A 15,432-nucleotide genomic window follows, 5' to 3' on the forward strand; every position below is an offset into this window, starting at 1 on the left:
AATGCCAGAGCATCAGCTCGTCGAGCATTTGCCGGGTACCGTACGGGACTGTGTGCCGCATCGCCCAGTTCCTGCCGCTTCTCGGCGAGCCTGGCCGTTCGTTCTTCCTGGGTCACAGCCAAGGCCTACCTCTTCTATTCCGCTGGCCGGCAGCGCGAGCCAGGTTTGACGTTTGCGTTGCTGGATGCGGGCTATGTGGCGCATGAATCGACCTTTACCTGGCTTCAGGCGCCGACGGCTTCGAAGAACCGCGCGGCGTGCTCCTCTTACCGAAGTACAAGGAGGCGAGCATGCGCTCCCACTTACTACGTGGTGGTCGCCAACTGGATTGCGAATAAGCGATTGGTCGCGCTGCTAGGCTGCTTATAGTCAGCACCACTTCATCAAAGGCTCGCTTCGGCGGGCTTTTTTTATTGCCTGGAGAAAAGCAGGAGTGCAGCACGCGCCGTCAATCTGCCGCGCGTGACAACCGGACGGCTGTTGCGGATCACTCGACTGACTGCTAACCAGAACAACAAAATCTCCAACACTATGCAGATTGCCGGCCTCACCGAGGTGATCGACGCGAAGATCCGCTGTTCGGCATTTCTGTTCGTTGGAGTGGACGGCTTAGCAGGGGGCTTGATCTTGGGATTTGATTTAGGTCGGCAGGACGCCGGAGCAATGGAAACTGCGGAGCAAAAAAGATAAGGGCCTGCATGAAGTTCATCATGCAAGCCCTTGATATATATGGTGCCCGAACCCGGAATCGAACCGGGACGCCCTTACGAGCGGGGGATTTTAAGTCCCATGCGTCTACCAGTTTCGCCATTCGGGCGGTAGCGCGTTGTTACAGGGTTGGGAATATATAGATCCAGGCGCTTCGACGCAAGGTCGGACTGCCGCTTTCTTGCTTCAGGAGCGCCTGAAAAAGCTTGGCAGATCAGTGATCTACATCGGCTTTAACAGGCGAACCAGAGGATTCCTACGGCAGGGGAACAAGCGGCATAAATGACAGTCATAGCGATATGCCATCCCGGCAGTCTGGAAAGGAATCAGTTGATGCTGAGTGTTCGCAAGCGATCCTGGTGGGTGGTTGCAGGTGTCATGGGACTGTTGGCCGGTACGGCACAGGCTGGGAGTGCGGTGAAGTGGGGGGATTTCAGCGCGTCAGGCGGTGACCGGTTGACGGGGGCTTCGCTGGAGGCCGGCAATCAGTATGTGTTGAAGGCGTCGAGCATTTCGGTGGGGGATATTGAACAGCTGCAAGCCGCGCAGAAACGTACCGATAGCGAGGTGCAAGGCCTGAAAAGCAAGCTGGAGGGTCAGGACCGCGCGTTCGATGAGTTCAAGCGCAGGGACGGTTCGAGTGCCAGCTCCAGTGACAGCCAGTTGGCGAGCCTCAAGCGCACGGTCGAGAATCAGAACAGCACGATCGAACGGCAGAAAAGCGACATCGACGGTTTGAAGCGCAGCCTGGATGATCTCAAGCGCACCGTGGATACCTTGAGCAACAAGGTCAAGTAGCCTGGCCGCCGCGACATGCGGTCGGTCATGAGCCTGGACTCGGGTGTAAGGTAGGGCGTGCAACGCTAATCTCAGGAAAGCGAGGTGACTATGAGCGCTCCACTGCTGAAGAAGCTGCATCTGAATGGGTACGACATCGTGCAGGTCAATTTCGGGCCATGGCGGGTGTGTACGCCCCAGGACCGGCTGGCGTCCTTTAACTCCCGCGAACAGGCGCTGGCGTATGCCGCCACGTTGCCGGGCTACCAGGCCCGCAACCGGCCGGTGTCCAATGATGATTGATTGAAAACGAAGCCCCGGTTTGACCGGGGCTTCTGCGTTTCTGGCTTATACGAAGGGTTGTGCGCCGAAGCCACGTGGCAAGCGTTGCAGCCCTGTCAGCTCGGTCAGGCGTTGCGTCCAGGCACTGCGCCAGTCGGTGCTGGTGTGGGTCTTGGCTTGGCGCGAAGCACGGCGAGCGGCGTTGCGCTGGTTGCGGCGCGCTTCCTTGAAGGCATCGGTGTTGCGGCAGGTGCGGCACTTGACCCGTTTCAGCTCGGTGCTGGAGGGCAGGTTATTGCCGTGATGACCGCAGGCCAGATGCCCGGCAACCTTGAAGTGAATGACCATGTAAGCGTCTCCTTCTTATTGGGTGCGCGCATCGGTAAACCCACAATGCACGCGGGGAGGGCGGGGATTAAAAATCCGGGCACCTGAAATTTCGACTCCGTGGGTGCGGCAGCGTTCGGTTTTGCCCCTGGACCTGTTCAATACCCCTGCCTGGACGCTAACCTGCCACGCCACTGATCATGAAAAGGAGTGTGTGATGAGCGTCGAAACCCTGCCCCTGGAAGGCAGTTGCCGTTGTAACCGGGTGCGCTTCAGTGTGAGCCAGGCGCCGGTAATTACCATGGCGTGCCACTGCACCGGTTGCCAGAAGATGACCGCCAGTGCGTTCTCCCTCAGCGCGCTGATTCCCGCCAGCGCGTTCACCGTGACCCAGGGTTGCCCGGTGGTCGGCGGCCTGCACGGGGTCGATCGTCACTATTGCTGCCCGCACTGCATGAGCTGGCTGTTCACCCGGCCCCATGGCATCGATGAGTTCGTCAACGTGCGTGCGACGTTGTTGGATAGTGCCGCTGATTACGTGCCCTTTATGGAGACCTGGACCCGCGAAAAACTGGCCTGGGCTTCCACTCCCGCCATCGAAAGCTTCGAGCAGTTGCCGCAACCCGAGGATTTTGTACGGTTGTTGCAGGCCTATGCCGAGTTCAGTGCTCGCTGAGTTCAGTCAATCAAAGCGAGCAGGTCCGTATCGCCTACGTCCTGCCCGGCCTGGGTCAGCAGCGTGGTGACCTGGCCTCGATGGTGGGTTTGGTGATTGAAAAAGTGTACCAACAGGGCGCCAAACGGCTTACCGGCCGCCGCGCCACGCATGTTGTGGTAGTGCAGGCGATGGTCGAGGTCGGGTTCGCGCAGGGTGTGGACCCACTCGATGATCAATTGGTCCAGCCAACGCCGCCGGGTCGCGAGTTCACTCAGGTCGGCGAACGCCAGCTGCTTGAGGTCCGAGGGGGCGGCAATGGCGCTCAGCGGCGCCAGCGCCTCATAGCCTGCGGGGTGCAGGGCAAAGCGCTTGAGCCAGACCGTGTCGCCCAACGTGAGATGGTTGAGCGTGCCGAAGATCGAGCCGAAAAATGCTCGGCGGTCCACGCGCAATTCATCGTCCGTGAGCTTGGCCGCCGCGTCATAGACCTTGCGGTTCATCCACTGGTTGTAGGTCGCCAGCAGCGCCATTTGTTCGATACGGTCCACGTGCTTTACCCCTCGTTGGCAATGGTGCCGTCATCATAAGGCAATTACCTGGACGACCCGCAGTTGCAACGGCACCTGGCGCAACTGGCCAAGCCCAGTGAAATGGTTGCGCTGGCGTTCCGCCTGCTTGGTCAGCAGCACGTAGATGAACGGATTGTTCAGTGCCTGCAGGAACTGGACGATGGCGTAAGGCGGTTTGTCATGGACCACTTTTCTTATGCAGTAGCGTGTTTTTTACGGCGCCCATTGTCTGTACTCCTGTCGCCAATTCTCGATAAAACATACCCGGGACTTACCTGAATACAGGCGAGCGAAAGCATGTCGAGTCGCTGACTTCGCGATCGGTTTAAATAAAGTGTTTGGATAACTTCTACTGGCGCGTTAGTTATAAGACGCGCAGCGGACTACAACTGGAAAATTTCATAAGAAACTCTAGAGGTTTAATCAGGAAGTTGTTGTTTCAGCGGGGTGAGCGGCGCGAACGCTCAGCAATATCCCAGGCTGAAAAGCGTCGGTCTCTGTGGGTCTTTGGGGGAGGGGGCAACGGGACCGGACGGGCGACCGGCGAGGCAGTTACGGTGGAGCATCAAGCTCCAGCGCAGCTTACCGGACCGGGGAGGCGAGTCCTGTCATATTCTGGGTTGGGCGCCCGATGCCCGCCAATGCGGTGCTCGGACAGCGACTGGATACTGTGTCCATTGGCTTCTTTTGTGAGGGTTAAAAAAGGCCCCAGTTGCGGGCACGGGCAATCTACTCAGACAGTTACAAATGTCAACGCATGATTAATTAGATAGCCCGGTATTCAGCGTTCATTCAGACAAGAGACCTTCGAAAGTTACCCGATATATAACTTCATATGCCGCGTGCGGCGAGAATGGCCAGATAGATCAATACCAAACCGCAGGCGCCATAACTGATGCGCTGCCAAGTGGGCGATGCGTTCTTGCGCAGCAGGTTCACCAGTGCAGCGATCAAAAAGCATGACAGCACCGAAGCCAACATGAAGCCGGCGAAAAACATCAGCGTCTGCCCATGGCTGGGCGTGGCGCCGACGATGCCTGAGAGCGCGCTGCCGAGTGCTCCCCAGTAGACGATGTTTTTCGGGTTGGCCAGGGAGATTGCCGCGCCCACGGCCAGCGCATTTTGTCGGGTGCTGGCCGGTGCATCATCGGCTTCGGGCAAGTGCCAGGCGTCGATCAGGCTGCGTACGCCCAACCAGGCCAGGTACAGCGCGCAGATGATCGTCAGCGGCACGCGCACAGCGTCATGCTGGATCAACAGCGCGATACCGGTGAGGCCGATCACCGCCCACACGGCATCGCCTACCAGCGAGCCAAACTGCACCAGCAAGGCGGGTGTGAAACCGTGCAGCAAGCCACGGCGCAACGTCTCCGCCAGCACGGCGCCAGGGGAGAGGCAAAACACAAAACCGAATACCAGCGCGTAAAAAAAGATCGTCAGCATGCCCGCGTCCTTTCAGGAAAGTGCGAGAGCATACGCTGGCAGAGGGTCGGCGATCCATATCTGCAGAAACTGTTGTGGCAAGCCCGCTTGCCAACGGGGGATTCATCCAGCCGTCAGGGCGTGGTCATTTCCAGCAGCGCGATGCGGTCGAGCTCGGCCTTTAGCTCGCCAGGGCTGAGGTGGGCAAAGGGCAGGGCGAAAAACGCTCGGCAACGGGTGGCGATGGTCGCCAGCGTTGCGTCGAATGCGGCTTGGATATTGGTTTCATCGCCCTGCACATCCGAAGGATCTTCCAAGCCCCAATGCGCCTTCACCGCCGGCCCGAAATACACCGGGCAGGCTTCACCCGCCGCCTTGTCGCAGACGGTGATGACCACATCCGGCGGGCTGCCTTCAAATGCGTCATTGCCCTTGCTGTACAACCCTTCGGTGCGGATGCCCGCCGCCTGCAACGTGCTCAGGCTGCGCGGCAGGACCTGGCCCTTGGGAAAGCTGCCGGAGCTGACCGCGGCAAAACCCTGCGGGGCCAGGTGGTTGAACATCGCTTCGGACAAGATGCTGCGACAGCTGTTGGCGGTGCACATGAACAGGACTTTCATTGAGGTCTCTCCTTCAGATGCTCAGGCGCAACGCGAGGGCGGCGAGGGTGATCAGCAGCACCGGCAAGGTCAGCACGATCCCGACCTTGAAGTAGTAGCCCCAGGTGATGGTGATGCCTTTGCGCGCCAGGATATGCAGCCACAGCAGGGTGGCCAGGCTGCCGATGGGAGTAATTTTCGGGCCCAGGTCGCTGCCGATCACGTTGGCGTAGATCATTGCGTCCTTGACCACGCCCACGGCATGGCTGGACTCGATGGACAGCGCGCCGATCAATACCGTCGGCAGGTTGTTCATCGCAGAGGACAACAACGCCGTCAGCACCCCAGTGCCCATGGCCGCACCCCATACGCCGTAAGTGGCAAAGGTATCGAGCCAAGTCGCCAGGTAGGTGGTGAGGCCGGCGTTACGCAAGCCGTAGACCACCAAGTACATCCCTAAGGAAAAGACCACGATCTGCCACGGGGCCTCCTTCAGAACCTTGCGTGTGGAGATCTTGTGGCCCTTGGCGGCGATCACCAGCAGGAGCACGGCGCACACCGCGGAAATCGCGCTGATGGGAATGCCCAGCGGTTCCAGGGCAAAGCAGCCGATCAGCAGGATGCCCAGCACCCACCAGCCGGCGCGGAAGGTGGCGCGGTCGTGGATCGCGCTGGCGGGGTCTGCCAGGTCGGCGGGGTCGTAGGTCTGCGGAATATCGCGGCGAAAGAACCACAGCAGCACCGCCAGGGTGGCGGCGACACTGACGAAGTTGACCGGCACCATGACGGCGGCATATTCATTGAAGCCAATCTTGAAATAGTCCGCCGAGACGATATTCACCAGGTTCGACACCACCAGCGGCAGGCTCGCCGTGTCTGCGATAAACCCCGCGCCCATCACAAACGCCAGGGTCGCCGCCGGGGAAAAGCGCAGCGCCAGCAGCATCGACATCACGATGGGCGTGAGGATCAGCGCCGCGCCGTCGTTGGCAAACAGCGCCGACACCAACGCCCCGAGCAGCACCATATAGGCAAACAAGCGCCGGCCACGCCCGCGTCCCCAGCGCGCCACATGCAGCGCCGTCCAGGCAAAGAATCCGGCCTCATCCAGCAGCAGGCTGATGATGATCAGCGCGACAAACGTCCCGGTGGCATTCCAGATGATGTGCCATACCGCCGGGATATCGGCCAGGCTGATCACGCCACAGGCCAGGGCCAGGATCGCACCCAGTGTGGCGCTCCAGCCCACCCCGAGGCCCTTGGGCTGCCAGATGACCAGGACGATGGTGAAGATGAAAATGGCGACTGCGACAAGCATGAATAAACGCTCCGGTGGTTCAGCAGCAGGTGCTGGCTCGTTGTGGTCTGTCGCCCATTGCACCCAGACGCTGTGCGTCGTTGTGCAACCATGGCTGGTTGGCTTGCAGGGTGATGTCCAGCACCTGGGTCACCCAATCGGGCAGTGCCGGGTTGACGCGGTAGTAGATCCATTGGCCCTGACGACGATCCAGCAGCAGCCCGCAACTGCGCAGTTGCGCCAGGTGGCGGGAGATTTTTGGCTGGCTGTCGTCCAAGGCATGGATCAGTTCGCACACGCAAAGTTCGCCTTCACGCTGAATCAATAACGTCAGCCGCGCCCGAGTGGCGTCGGCCAGGCACTTGAACAAGGTGGGCGGTGTAAGGGGCGCCGACATGACCATGACCTACGCATATATGAAAATTCGAATATACGTATTTCCATATATTTTGGTCAAATCCTGTTTCAATTGATATGGATCAAAGCTCGGGAAAAACGCCACAAGTGATTGAAATTAAAATGAAACACGAATGTCCTAAAGTGCCTCCCCATTGCTGATGAAGGAAGACCCGCGTGACCCGTGCCACTCGCAACCTGCGCAAGACCCTGGACTCCGTCGCGGAAAATAACGAAACCGCGGCGTTCGACCTGATGCGTGCCGTCGAAAAGCTCGGCGATGAAGTGCTGCGCCAAAGGTTGCTCAACACGATTCACCGTCTCAACCAGGACGCTCACGAACTGCGTGAGGCGCGGGATTCGGTGGAGCAGGTGTCGGTCAGGCTCGCCTGAGCAAGATCGTTCAAGACAAGCCCCTTAGAGGGCTGGCATGCTTGTCGACTGTCTGTCGATGAGCCGTTTCCATGCCTGCTGCCTTACCTCATTACGCGTTCGCTCGCGGCGCAATCGCCGTCATTCCCTTGTCCCTGGCCTGTGCGCCCTGGGGGCTGCTGGCCGGCTCCATGGCCATCGATGCGCAATTCACCCCCCTGCAAGCCCAGGGCTTGTCCGCCATAGTGTTTGCCGGCGCTGCGCAGTTGGTCGCCATTGGCATGGTCAAGAGCGGCGCCAGTCTTATTTCCATTGTACTGACTACCTTGCTGCTGACCTCCCAGCACCTGCTGTATGGCATGCACCTGCGCCCGATTCTTTCGCCGCTCAAGACGCGCTGGCGCATCAGCCTGGGCTTTCTGATGACCGATGAGTTCTTTGCGCTGGTCAGCCACTATGACCGCGAAACCTTTAATCGCTGGTATGCCCTGGGCGTCGGCTTGACGTTTTACATCATCTGGAACCTGTTCACCCTGGCCGGTATCGTGCTGGGCAAAAGCATCCCCGGCCTCGATCAGTTGGGCCTGGAGTTCTCGATTGCCGCCACCTTTATTGCGCTGATCACCCCGGTGGTGCGCGACGTGCCGACGGTGATCTGCGTGGCGGTGTCGCTGCTGTTTTCCGTATGGCTGAGCTTCCTGCACTGGGAGTCGGCCGTGGTGGTGTCGGGCGTGCTGGGCATGAGCGCAGGGTTTTTCTGCAAACGACTGGGGGTTGGGCAGCGATGATTTACCTGATGATTGTGGCCATGGGCCTGGTGGTTTTTTTCAACCGCTATTTGTTTATCGAGCCGCGCCTGCCGGTGCGCCTCAACCGTGGTGCGCGGGAGTTTCTCGGGTTTGCGGTGCCGGGCATGCTCACGGCGATCTGCGGGCCGATTATTTTCCTCGCCGACCACCAGCTCAACCTCAGCCCGGCCAATCCGTATTTGCTGGCAGGTATCTGCGCGGTGGCGCTGATGTTCTGGACGCGCAACGTATTGATTACCGTGCTGCTGAGCATGGCGCTGTTCTACCTGTTTCGCTGGTGGCTCTGAAGCGCAGGCGAAAAAAAGCCCGCGGGAGGGCGGGCAGAAGGAAGGCTTCTAAAAATGAGCCAGGCCACTATAGGCGGCACATTCTCGCTCCACAGTGAAACAAAATTCATGGCGGCGTCAGTCAGCCTTGCGGCAATGGTACAGTCGCGTTTTTTCCAACGAGGCAATGGCATGCACAAGGTGGTAATGGGCGCATTGGTATTGGTAGCACTGGCCGGTTGCGCGGGATCGAAGATGAACGAGGCGCGCTTGGGGGCTCCGTACAAGGCCATGGCATCGGATAAGGCCACGCTGGTGGTTGCCGAGTGCATCCAGTTTGGCTGGCAGGACGAAAGCGTGTTTGGCGTCGACGCCGGAGGCTTCAAAGAGCCGAACGGCGCCGGTGGTTTCACTGTCTACACCACGGGTGGCGATTACTTCGTCGACGTGCAAAGCGCCGGCGCCGGTTCGTCCGTCAAGTACTACGCCGTTGAAGATACGATGCCGGCCAAACGTCGTTTGGCCGCACTCGCGACTTGTCTGTAGTCCGTTGCCTTAGTCATTTTGGGAAACGCCCGGCGGGACAGCCGTTGGACATTCGCTTATGATTCAATCCGCCCGCCCGACATAATGGCTCTTTACCAGTACACGGACGTCGAGGCCTAAGCGTCGGGCGGGCACCTTTGTTCCTTATCGCGGCATAAAACCCAAATGCCAGCGCCGGGGAATCTTCAGCGACACCAGCCCCAACACGCCCGCCAATACACCGCTGACCACCAGCGCCTTCAGCCCCATGTGCTGCTCCAGCAACGCGCCGATCACCGCGCCGACAAACATTCCCGCCCACGGAATCAGTTGCACCCGCCAGCCGTTACGGCGCTCCCCCAGCATCCAGCGTCCCAGTCCGCGCCCAAAGCGTGACAGCGCCCCAGTGACGTAGGTAAGACCCACCGGCAAGCCGTTGACCTCTTCCACGGCTGCGTTGAGCATGCCCATCGCGATAATCGCCGCCAGCAGCGCGGGCAATGTATCGGCGAAGGGCAACAAGGCTGCGCCGCAGAGCAACGTTGCAATACACAGCAGCAGGGGCAAGGCATGGCGCCGGCTGAGACGGCTGACCACTACACCCAAGGCGTTACCGGCGACGAATGTGGCGACCAGCAACAGCAGGCGTGCGGTCAAGCCGAGATCCCCAACACTGATGGCCACTGCCAGGCGCGTGGTGTTGCCGCTCATGAACGAAACAAAGTCGCCGCTGGCCATAAAGCCGATGGCGTCAGTCATGCCCGCCAATACCGAAAGGCTGGCCACCAGCATCAGGCCGACGCGGCCGCGCCAGCGCTTTTGATGGGCCAGTGCGGCGTTGGCATAAGGCTTGTGGGGCGAAGGCAACATAGGGCCGGCTTCCTCGGTGAGATTATCCGGCCACTACCCTAGGACGCTTTGATTGCGCGCGCAATGACCTCAGACACTCTCCAGGCGCCAACCCTCAGTCTCCCACGTCAAAAGGTGAGTCGGCTTGATCGCCTGAACGAATGCTTCGTCATGGGAGACCGCCACCATCGCCCCGGTAAAACCTCGCAACGCCTGCTCGAAAGCGTTCACCGATTCCAGGTCCAGGTGGTTGGTGGGCTCGTCGAGCAACAGCAGTTGCGCGGGTGTCTCACGCCACAGCGCAATCGCCATCGCGGCTTTCAAGCGCTCGCCGCCGCTGAGGTGCGCGGCCGGTTGTGTCACCCGCAGGGCATCCAGTTGCAGCAACGCCAGGCGCGTACGCAGTTCGGCTTCGGCCAGTGGTGTGTCGAGCAGTTCGAGCTGTTCGACGACGGAGCGCCGGTCGTCCAGCAGCGCCAGGTGCTGATCGATATAGGCACTGGGCACATACACGTGGCATTCACCGCTGAGCGGCTGCCATTGGCCCGCCAGCAGCTTGAGCAAGGTGGATTTTCCGCAGCCGTTTGGCCCACGCACGGCAACGCGCACCGGGCCCATCAGGTTAAGGGTGAGCGCTGGGTGGTCCAGCCACGGTAACCGGGCATTGACCAGGGCCAACACCTGTCGACCATTGGGCACCGCTGAGCCTGGCAAAGCCAACAAGGTGGGGGATTCATCGATGACGCGCGCATAGGCCTGGCGCACCTGGTCATCCAACCGGGCTTTGTCGGCGAGGTGTGCGCGGTGCCGTGTGTCGACGACCTCGGTGGCGGCGCTTTTCCACCGGGCCCTGGTAAACCGGTCCACGTTGGCGGTCTCTGCGTGTTTGCGCGATTGGGCGGCGTTACGTTGCAGGTTATCGTGGTCCATTTGCAGGCGCCGACGTTCGCGGCTGCGTGCCTGGCGAGCGTGTTCCAACGCAGCGATGGCGGCCTGTTGCTGCCCATCGTGTTGGGTGCGATAAGCCTGGTAGTTACCGCCATACACCTGTGGCCCGAGGGGCGATAGTTCGACGATGCGGCCCATGGTGTCGAGCAATTGCCGATCATGGCTGACCACCACCAGGCCGCCGCGCCAATCCTTCAGCACACGCAGTAACCAGGTGCGTCCAGCCCTGTCGAGGTGGTTGGTGGGTTCATCCAGCACCAGCAGTTGGGGGGCGGCCAACAGCGCACCGATTATCGCGACTCGAGCCAATTGGCCGCCACTGAGTCGCTCGGCCGGCGCTGCAAAACCGAGTTGTTCCAGACCTGCTGCATCCAGGGCCCGGCGCAAACGATCGGCAAGGTCCCAGCGATCGTCGATCAGCGCCAGGTCGTCGACCTGCGCTTCGCCCCGGGCCATGCGTTCAAGGGCCGCCAATGCCTCGGCGACCCCGGCAATGTGGGCGACGGTTTCCGCTGCGGTCACCGCCAGGTTCTGCGGCACATAGGCCACGCTGGCCGCGCAATCGAGTGAGCCGCTGGTGGGTAGCAGCACTCCGGCGATGAGTTTGGCGAGGATACTTTTGCCACGTCCATTGCGCCCCACGATGCCGGTGGGCGTGTGGTTGATGGACAGGCTCAGGTCGTCCAGCAAGGTCTCGCCGTTGGCGAACTGGAAGCAAAGGTGTTGCAGGGAAACCAATACGGGCAGCCGGTTGACGTCAGTCATCAGCACCTCCAAAAAAATGTCGAACAGGCCAACAAGCGCGCCTTGCGGCTCGTTGCAGATACATTTTGGAAGGCTTAGTGGTTCACGTCGGCGGTCGTCCCGGGAGTCAGAAGGGAGGCAGAGCCTAACCCGCCTTGGCTTTCTGGGGCAAGTCGGCGGCCAGTTGCTCAAGGAACATCGCCAAGGCGACTTCCTCGGCCTTCAGGCCTTTGCGCAGCCGTGGCTTGGGCAGCTTGGACAATTCACCCAGGCTGAAATGCTCCAGCACGGCCGGGTGGATATAACACTTGCGACACACGGCGGGCGTGTTGCCCAACTGCTTGGCGACATCCTTGACCATCGCCACCACATGTCGCTTGGCGTCGGATTCCGGTTGCCATTCCAACTCCCGCAGCACCGCCAGCGCCATGGCGGTGCCAGCCCAGGTGCGGTAATCCTTGGCGGTGAAGTCGGCACCGGTAAGGTCGTGCAGGTAGGCGTTGACGTCATGGGAACTGACGGTGTGCCGCTCGCCGTCCTCGTCCAGGTACTGGAAAAGATTTTGCCCTGGTAACTCCAGGCAGCGCTTGACCACTGTGGCCAGGCGCCGGTCCTTGACGCTGACCTGGTGCTCCACGCCACTCTTGCCGCGAAACTGGAACTGGATTTCGCTGCCTTTCACATCCACATGGCGGTTGCGCAGGGTGGTCAGCCCGTAGGATTTGTTGTCGCGTGCATATTGGGTATTGCCGACACGGATCAGCGTGGCGTCCAGCAGCATCACCACCGTGGCCAGGACTTTTTCGCGGGTGAAGCCGGGTTCGGCGATCTGCGCTTCCAGCTGTCTGCGCAGTTTCGGCAGGGCGTTGCCGAATTCCTGCAGCCGAGCGTACTTGTCACTGTCACGCACCTCGCGCCAGCGCGCGTGATAGCGGTACTGTTTGCGCCCACGGGCGTCGCGGCCGGTGGCTTGCAGGTGGCCGCGCGGGTCGGCGCAGATCCACACGTCGGTATAGGCCGGAGGGACGGCGAGGGCGTTCAGGCGCTTGATCTCATCGGCGTCCTGGATGCGCTCGCCCTTGGCGTCGAAGTACTGGAACTTGCCGCGCACTTGCTTGCGGCGGATGCCGGGCTGGGTGTCGTCAACGTAATGCAGGTCGCGGGGCAGGTCGGCGGGCAGCGCGGAGTCGGGCATGGGGCAAATTCCTTGGCAAAAAATCAGACCGGTCTGCCTGATTGACCGCAGCCGTATGCGGTCGTGCCAAAAGGTTTTTTACGCCAGTACTGCGACCGCTTTGATTTGTGCCCACATCGATTGGCCGGGATGCAGTTGCAACTGGTCACGGGAGAACCGCGTGATACGCGCCAGCAACGGCGTGCCATCCGCGTCCAGGCGCACGAGCACATGGGCGCTGTTATCCGCTGCAATCTCTTGGGTAACCGTCACCGGCAGGCGGTTGAGGATGCTGCTGTGCTCTCCGGCGTGCAGGCTGAGGCTGACGTCGCGTGCCTGTACCTTGACCCGCAACGCCTTGCCCAACGCCAGCGGTGCATGGGCCACGCGCAGATGCTGGGCACTGTCGGGCAGTTGCAGCGTGAGCAGTTGGTAGTGATCGTCGTAGGCGCTGACGCTGCCGTTGATCACCACGCCCGCGTCGTCCCCCAACGCCAGGGGCAGGTCGAGCCGCGCCAGGGTTTCGCCGATGGGACCACTGGCCAGCGCCTTGCCGTCGCTGAGCAGCACGATGTGATCGGCCAGGCGTGCCACCTCATCCTGGGCATGGCTGACGTACAGCATGGGGATGTCCAGTTCGTCGTGCAGGCGTTCCAGGTAGGGCAGGATTTCACCTTTGCGCTTGCTGTCGAGCGCGGCCAGGGGCTCATCCATCAACAGTAGTTTTGGGCTGGTGAGCAGGGCACGGGCGATACCGATGCGCTGGCGTTCACCGCCTGACAAGTGTTGGGGGTGACGCTCAAGCAGATGGCCGATCCCCAGCAACTCCGTAGCCTGAAGCATATCCACCCGGCGTTGCGGGCGCGCGATGCGTTTGAGACCGAACTCCAGGTTGGCCCGCACCGACAGATGGGGGAACAGGCTCGGCTCCTGGAACACGTAGCCGAGCGCGCGCTTGTGCGGAGGCACGAACAGCCTGTTGCGGCTGTCTTGCCAGACTTCATCGTTGATCTGGATAAACCCGTCTTCGGCGCGCTCCAGCCCGGCGATGCAGCGCAGGCAGGTGGTCTTGCCGGAGCCCGAGTGCCCGTACAGCGCAGTCACCCCACGGCCGGGCAACTGCAGGTCCACGTCCAGGGCAAAGCCTGGGTACTTCACGTTCAGGCGCACATTGATCATCGACATCAGCTCCAGCCCATCTTGGTTTTACGGCTGGAGTAGAGCGCCAGCAACACGAGGAACGCGAATACCACCATGGCGCCCGCCAGCCAATGGGCCTGGGCATACTCCATGGCTTCGACGTGATCGTAGATCTGCACCGAGACCACACGGGTTTTGTCCGGGATATTGCCGCCGATCATCAGCACCACGCCGAATTCGCCGACGGTATGCGCAAAGCCCAGAATGGCCGCGGTGACAAAACCCGGGCGCGCCAGGGGCAGGATTACGGTGAAGAAGGTGTCCCAGGGATTGGCGCGTAGGGTCGCGGCCACTTCCAATGGGCGAGTGCCGATGGCGGAGAAGGCGTTTTGCAACGGCTGCACCACGAACGGCATGGAATAGATCACCGAACCAATCACCAGCCCGGCGAAGCTGAAGGTGAGGGTGCCCAGGCCGAGCCATTGGGTGAACTGGCCAACGTAGCCATGGGGGCCCATGGTCAACAGCAGGTAGAAACCGATGACCGTGGGCGGCAGTACCAACGGCAGGGCCACCACCGCGCCGATAGGGCCGCGCCACCATGAACGGGTGCGCGACAGCCACAAGGCGATCGGAGTGCCGATGACCAGCAGGATCACCGTGGTCAGTGACGCCAGTTTGAGGGTCAACCAGATTGCGGAAAAATCGGCACTCGACAGGGGCATTTATTTGGCCAGCTCATAACCGTAGGACTTGATAACGGCAGCGGCTTTCGGCCCCTTGAGGTACTCGACCAGGGCCTTGGCTGCGGCGCTGTCTTTGCCCTTGTTGAGGATCACCGCGTCCTGTTTGATCGGGTCGTGCAGGGCTGCCGGAACGATCCAGGCCGAACCGCTGGTGACTTTGCCGTCTTTATAGATCTGCGACAAGGCGACGAAACCCAACTCGGCATTGCCGGTGGAGACAAACTGAAAGGCCTGAGTGATGTTCTGGCCTTCGACGAGCTTGTCCTTGACCTTCTCGGTCAACCCTTCCTTGGCCAGCACCTGGGTAGCGGCGAGGCCATAAGGCGCGGCTTTCGGGTTGGCGATGGACAGGTGCTTGAATTCCTTTCTCTTCAAGACCTCACCCTTGGCGTCCACATAGCCTTCCTTTGCCGACCACAGTGCCAGGGTGCCCACGGCATAGGTGAAGCGCGAGCCTTTGACGGTGTCGCCTTCGCTTTCGAGTTTTTGCGGGGTGGTGTCGTCGGCACTCAGGAACACTTCGAACGGCGCGCCGTTCTTGATCTGGGTGTAGAACTGCCCGGTGGCGCCGTAGGCCGCGACCAGCTTATGGCCAGTGTCTTTTTCGAAGTCGGCGGCAATCGCCTGGATCGGTGCGGTGAAGTTGGCCGCTACGGCTACCTGGACCTCATCGGCATGGGCCGAACCGACAGCGAACGCGGCGGCCAGCATGGTCAGGCGTAAGGCGTGAATCTTCATGAAGCAGCTCCTAGGGGACTGTACGGCCTGTTATAGGTAGAAGATGTAACCGCTATGTATGGGAATATATAGCGGTTGGCCATTGT

Annotated in this window: 19 protein-coding genes, 1 tRNA gene and 1 pseudogene; 7 read left to right on the plus strand and 14 right to left on the minus strand. The window is 60.8% G+C overall.

The window, feature by feature from the left end; translation table 11 throughout:
- Nucleotides 1-730 precede the first annotated feature (730 nt).
- A tRNA-Leu gene (locus ACHPFG_RS14965) sits at nucleotides 731-817 on the minus strand.
- 224 nt (nucleotides 818-1,041) lie between these two features.
- Between ACHPFG_RS14965 and ACHPFG_RS14970 the strand changes: the two genes are divergently transcribed.
- Entirely contained in the window at nucleotides 1,042-1,506 is a 465-nt protein-coding gene (locus ACHPFG_RS14970; protein WP_131696198.1) for a hypothetical protein, read from the plus strand.
- 90 nt (nucleotides 1,507-1,596) lie between these two features.
- Nucleotides 1,597-1,788 carry a hypothetical protein gene (locus ACHPFG_RS14975; RefSeq protein ID WP_027606617.1) on the plus strand — a complete coding sequence of 64 codons (192 nt, stop codon included), beginning with the start codon at nucleotides 1,597-1,599 and terminating at the stop codon, nucleotides 1,786-1,788.
- Nucleotides 1,789-1,833: 45 nt separating this feature from the next.
- Here ACHPFG_RS14975 and ACHPFG_RS14980 read toward each other — a convergent pair whose 3' ends face one another.
- Nucleotides 1,834-2,115, minus strand: coding sequence for a hypothetical protein (locus ACHPFG_RS14980; protein ID WP_131696199.1), 282 nt, complete (start codon nucleotides 2,113-2,115; stop codon nucleotides 1,834-1,836).
- Between the two features lie 196 nt (nucleotides 2,116-2,311).
- Here ACHPFG_RS14980 and ACHPFG_RS14985 point away from each other — a divergent pair, with 196 nt between their 5' ends.
- The gene (locus ACHPFG_RS14985) at nucleotides 2,312-2,770 is read left to right on the plus strand and encodes a GFA family protein (protein WP_431703387.1); all 459 of its coding nucleotides are present in this window, start codon (nucleotides 2,312-2,314) and stop codon (nucleotides 2,768-2,770) included.
- 2 nt (nucleotides 2,771-2,772) lie between these two features.
- Here ACHPFG_RS14985 and ACHPFG_RS14990 read toward each other — a convergent pair whose 3' ends face one another.
- The 6 genes and pseudogenes from ACHPFG_RS14990 to ACHPFG_RS15015 all read right to left on the minus strand — a co-directional run bounded on the left by ACHPFG_RS14990 (nucleotide 2,773) and on the right by ACHPFG_RS15015 (nucleotide 7,036).
- Nucleotides 2,773-3,300: a DinB family protein gene (locus tag ACHPFG_RS14990; RefSeq protein WP_431703388.1), complete on the minus strand. Its 528-nt coding sequence runs from the start codon at nucleotides 3,298-3,300 to the stop codon at nucleotides 2,773-2,775.
- A gap of 129 nt (nucleotides 3,301-3,429) precedes the next feature.
- Nucleotides 3,430-3,513: pseudogene (locus ACHPFG_RS14995) on the minus strand (hypothetical protein); the annotation flags it as partial.
- 639 nt (nucleotides 3,514-4,152) lie between these two features.
- Complete coding sequence (locus ACHPFG_RS15000) at nucleotides 4,153-4,764, minus strand: LysE family transporter (RefSeq protein ID WP_131696202.1); 612 nt, start codon at nucleotides 4,762-4,764, stop codon at nucleotides 4,153-4,155.
- A gap of 113 nt (nucleotides 4,765-4,877) precedes the next feature.
- A complete protein-coding gene (locus ACHPFG_RS15005; protein ID WP_131696203.1) occupies nucleotides 4,878-5,363 on the minus strand; it encodes an arsenate reductase ArsC in 486 nt (161 codons plus the stop codon).
- 13 nt (nucleotides 5,364-5,376) lie between these two features.
- Nucleotides 5,377-6,660 (minus strand): arsenic transporter, encoded by a 1,284-nt coding sequence (locus ACHPFG_RS15010; protein WP_259242619.1) that lies wholly within the window; start codon nucleotides 6,658-6,660, stop codon nucleotides 5,377-5,379.
- A gap of 19 nt (nucleotides 6,661-6,679) precedes the next feature.
- Nucleotides 6,680-7,036, minus strand: coding sequence for a metalloregulator ArsR/SmtB family transcription factor (locus ACHPFG_RS15015; RefSeq protein WP_145337788.1), 357 nt, complete (start codon nucleotides 7,034-7,036; stop codon nucleotides 6,680-6,682).
- 176 nt (nucleotides 7,037-7,212) lie between these two features.
- Between ACHPFG_RS15015 and ACHPFG_RS15020 the strand changes: the two genes are divergently transcribed.
- From ACHPFG_RS15020 to ACHPFG_RS15035, 4 genes are all read left to right on the plus strand, one after another.
- Entirely contained in the window at nucleotides 7,213-7,428 is a 216-nt protein-coding gene (locus tag ACHPFG_RS15020; RefSeq protein WP_025856028.1) for a hypothetical protein, read from the plus strand.
- Nucleotides 7,429-7,499: 71 nt separating this feature from the next.
- Nucleotides 7,500-8,195, plus strand: a complete 696-nt coding sequence (locus ACHPFG_RS15025) for an AzlC family ABC transporter permease (RefSeq protein WP_431703389.1) — start codon at nucleotides 7,500-7,502, stop codon at nucleotides 8,193-8,195.
- Entirely contained in the window at nucleotides 8,192-8,503 is a 312-nt protein-coding gene (locus tag ACHPFG_RS15030) for an AzlD domain-containing protein (RefSeq protein ID WP_167656285.1), read from the plus strand. The genes ACHPFG_RS15025 and ACHPFG_RS15030 overlap by 4 nt, the downstream gene beginning before the upstream one ends.
- Before the next feature lie 171 nt (nucleotides 8,504-8,674).
- Nucleotides 8,675-9,028 (plus strand): hypothetical protein, encoded by a 354-nt coding sequence (locus ACHPFG_RS15035; protein WP_131696208.1) that lies wholly within the window; start codon nucleotides 8,675-8,677, stop codon nucleotides 9,026-9,028.
- A gap of 144 nt (nucleotides 9,029-9,172) precedes the next feature.
- On the opposite strand, the gene ACHPFG_RS15040 is transcribed toward ACHPFG_RS15035, so the two are convergent.
- From ACHPFG_RS15040 to modA, 6 genes are all read right to left on the minus strand, one after another.
- Entirely contained in the window at nucleotides 9,173-9,877 is a 705-nt protein-coding gene (locus ACHPFG_RS15040; protein ID WP_431703390.1) for a YoaK family protein, read from the minus strand.
- 69 nt (nucleotides 9,878-9,946) lie between these two features.
- Nucleotides 9,947-11,569: an ABC-F family ATP-binding cassette domain-containing protein gene (locus ACHPFG_RS15045; RefSeq protein ID WP_431703391.1), complete on the minus strand. Its 1,623-nt coding sequence runs from the start codon at nucleotides 11,567-11,569 to the stop codon at nucleotides 9,947-9,949.
- Between the two features lie 124 nt (nucleotides 11,570-11,693).
- The gene (locus tag ACHPFG_RS15050; RefSeq protein ID WP_431703392.1) at nucleotides 11,694-12,743 is read right to left on the minus strand and encodes a DNA topoisomerase IB; all 1,050 of its coding nucleotides are present in this window, start codon (nucleotides 12,741-12,743) and stop codon (nucleotides 11,694-11,696) included.
- A 78-nt stretch (nucleotides 12,744-12,821) separates the two neighbouring features.
- Complete coding sequence (gene modC, locus ACHPFG_RS15055) at nucleotides 12,822-13,901, minus strand: molybdenum ABC transporter ATP-binding protein (RefSeq protein ID WP_431703475.1); 1,080 nt, start codon at nucleotides 13,899-13,901, stop codon at nucleotides 12,822-12,824.
- A 5-nt stretch (nucleotides 13,902-13,906) separates the two neighbouring features.
- Complete coding sequence (gene modB / locus ACHPFG_RS15060) at nucleotides 13,907-14,587, minus strand: molybdate ABC transporter permease subunit (protein ID WP_131696212.1); 681 nt, start codon at nucleotides 14,585-14,587, stop codon at nucleotides 13,907-13,909.
- Nucleotides 14,588-15,346, minus strand: a complete 759-nt coding sequence (modA, locus tag ACHPFG_RS15065) for a molybdate ABC transporter substrate-binding protein (protein ID WP_431703393.1) — start codon at nucleotides 15,344-15,346, stop codon at nucleotides 14,588-14,590. It abuts the gene before it with no gap.
- Nucleotides 15,347-15,432 lie beyond the last annotated feature (86 nt).

Origin of the sequence: Pseudomonas sp. BR20, assembly GCF_050780135.1 — a bacterium.
Lineage (GTDB): Bacteria > Pseudomonadota > Gammaproteobacteria > Pseudomonadales > Pseudomonadaceae > Aquipseudomonas.

Coding starts and splice junctions, on each gene's coding strand:
- ACHPFG_RS15045 (WP_431703391.1), bottom strand. CDS start 11,569: ATGACTGACGTCAACCGGCTGCCCGTATTGGTTTCCCTGCAACACCTT.
- ACHPFG_RS15035 (WP_131696208.1), top strand. CDS start 8,675: ATGCACAAGGTGGTAATGGGCGCATTGGTATTGGTAGCACTGGCCGGT.
- ACHPFG_RS15050 (WP_431703392.1), bottom strand. CDS start 12,743: ATGCCCGACTCCGCGCTGCCCGCCGACCTGCCCCGCGACCTGCATTAC.
- ACHPFG_RS14975 (WP_027606617.1), top strand. CDS start 1,597: ATGAGCGCTCCACTGCTGAAGAAGCTGCATCTGAATGGGTACGACATC.
- ACHPFG_RS15040 (WP_431703390.1), bottom strand. CDS start 9,877: ATGTTGCCTTCGCCCCACAAGCCTTATGCCAACGCCGCACTGGCCCAT.
- ACHPFG_RS15025 (WP_431703389.1), top strand. CDS start 7,500: ATGCCTGCTGCCTTACCTCATTACGCGTTCGCTCGCGGCGCAATCGCC.
- ACHPFG_RS14980 (WP_131696199.1), bottom strand. CDS start 2,115: ATGGTCATTCACTTCAAGGTTGCCGGGCATCTGGCCTGCGGTCATCAC.
- ACHPFG_RS15010 (WP_259242619.1), bottom strand. CDS start 6,660: ATGCTTGTCGCAGTCGCCATTTTCATCTTCACCATCGTCCTGGTCATC.
- ACHPFG_RS15030 (WP_167656285.1), top strand. CDS start 8,192: ATGATTTACCTGATGATTGTGGCCATGGGCCTGGTGGTTTTTTTCAAC.
- ACHPFG_RS14985 (WP_431703387.1), top strand. CDS start 2,312: ATGAGCGTCGAAACCCTGCCCCTGGAAGGCAGTTGCCGTTGTAACCGG.
- ACHPFG_RS14970 (WP_131696198.1), top strand. CDS start 1,042: ATGCTGAGTGTTCGCAAGCGATCCTGGTGGGTGGTTGCAGGTGTCATG.
- ACHPFG_RS15005 (WP_131696203.1), bottom strand. CDS start 5,363: ATGAAAGTCCTGTTCATGTGCACCGCCAACAGCTGTCGCAGCATCTTG.
- ACHPFG_RS15015 (WP_145337788.1), bottom strand. CDS start 7,036: ATGTCGGCGCCCCTTACACCGCCCACCTTGTTCAAGTGCCTGGCCGAC.
- modA (WP_431703393.1), bottom strand. CDS start 15,346: ATGAAGATTCACGCCTTACGCCTGACCATGCTGGCCGCCGCGTTCGCT.
- modC (WP_431703475.1), bottom strand. CDS start 13,901: ATGATCAATGTGCGCCTGAACGTGAAGTACCCAGGCTTTGCCCTGGAC.
- modB (WP_131696212.1), bottom strand. CDS start 14,587: ATGCCCCTGTCGAGTGCCGATTTTTCCGCAATCTGGTTGACCCTCAAA.
- ACHPFG_RS15000 (WP_131696202.1), bottom strand. CDS start 4,764: ATGCTGACGATCTTTTTTTACGCGCTGGTATTCGGTTTTGTGTTTTGC.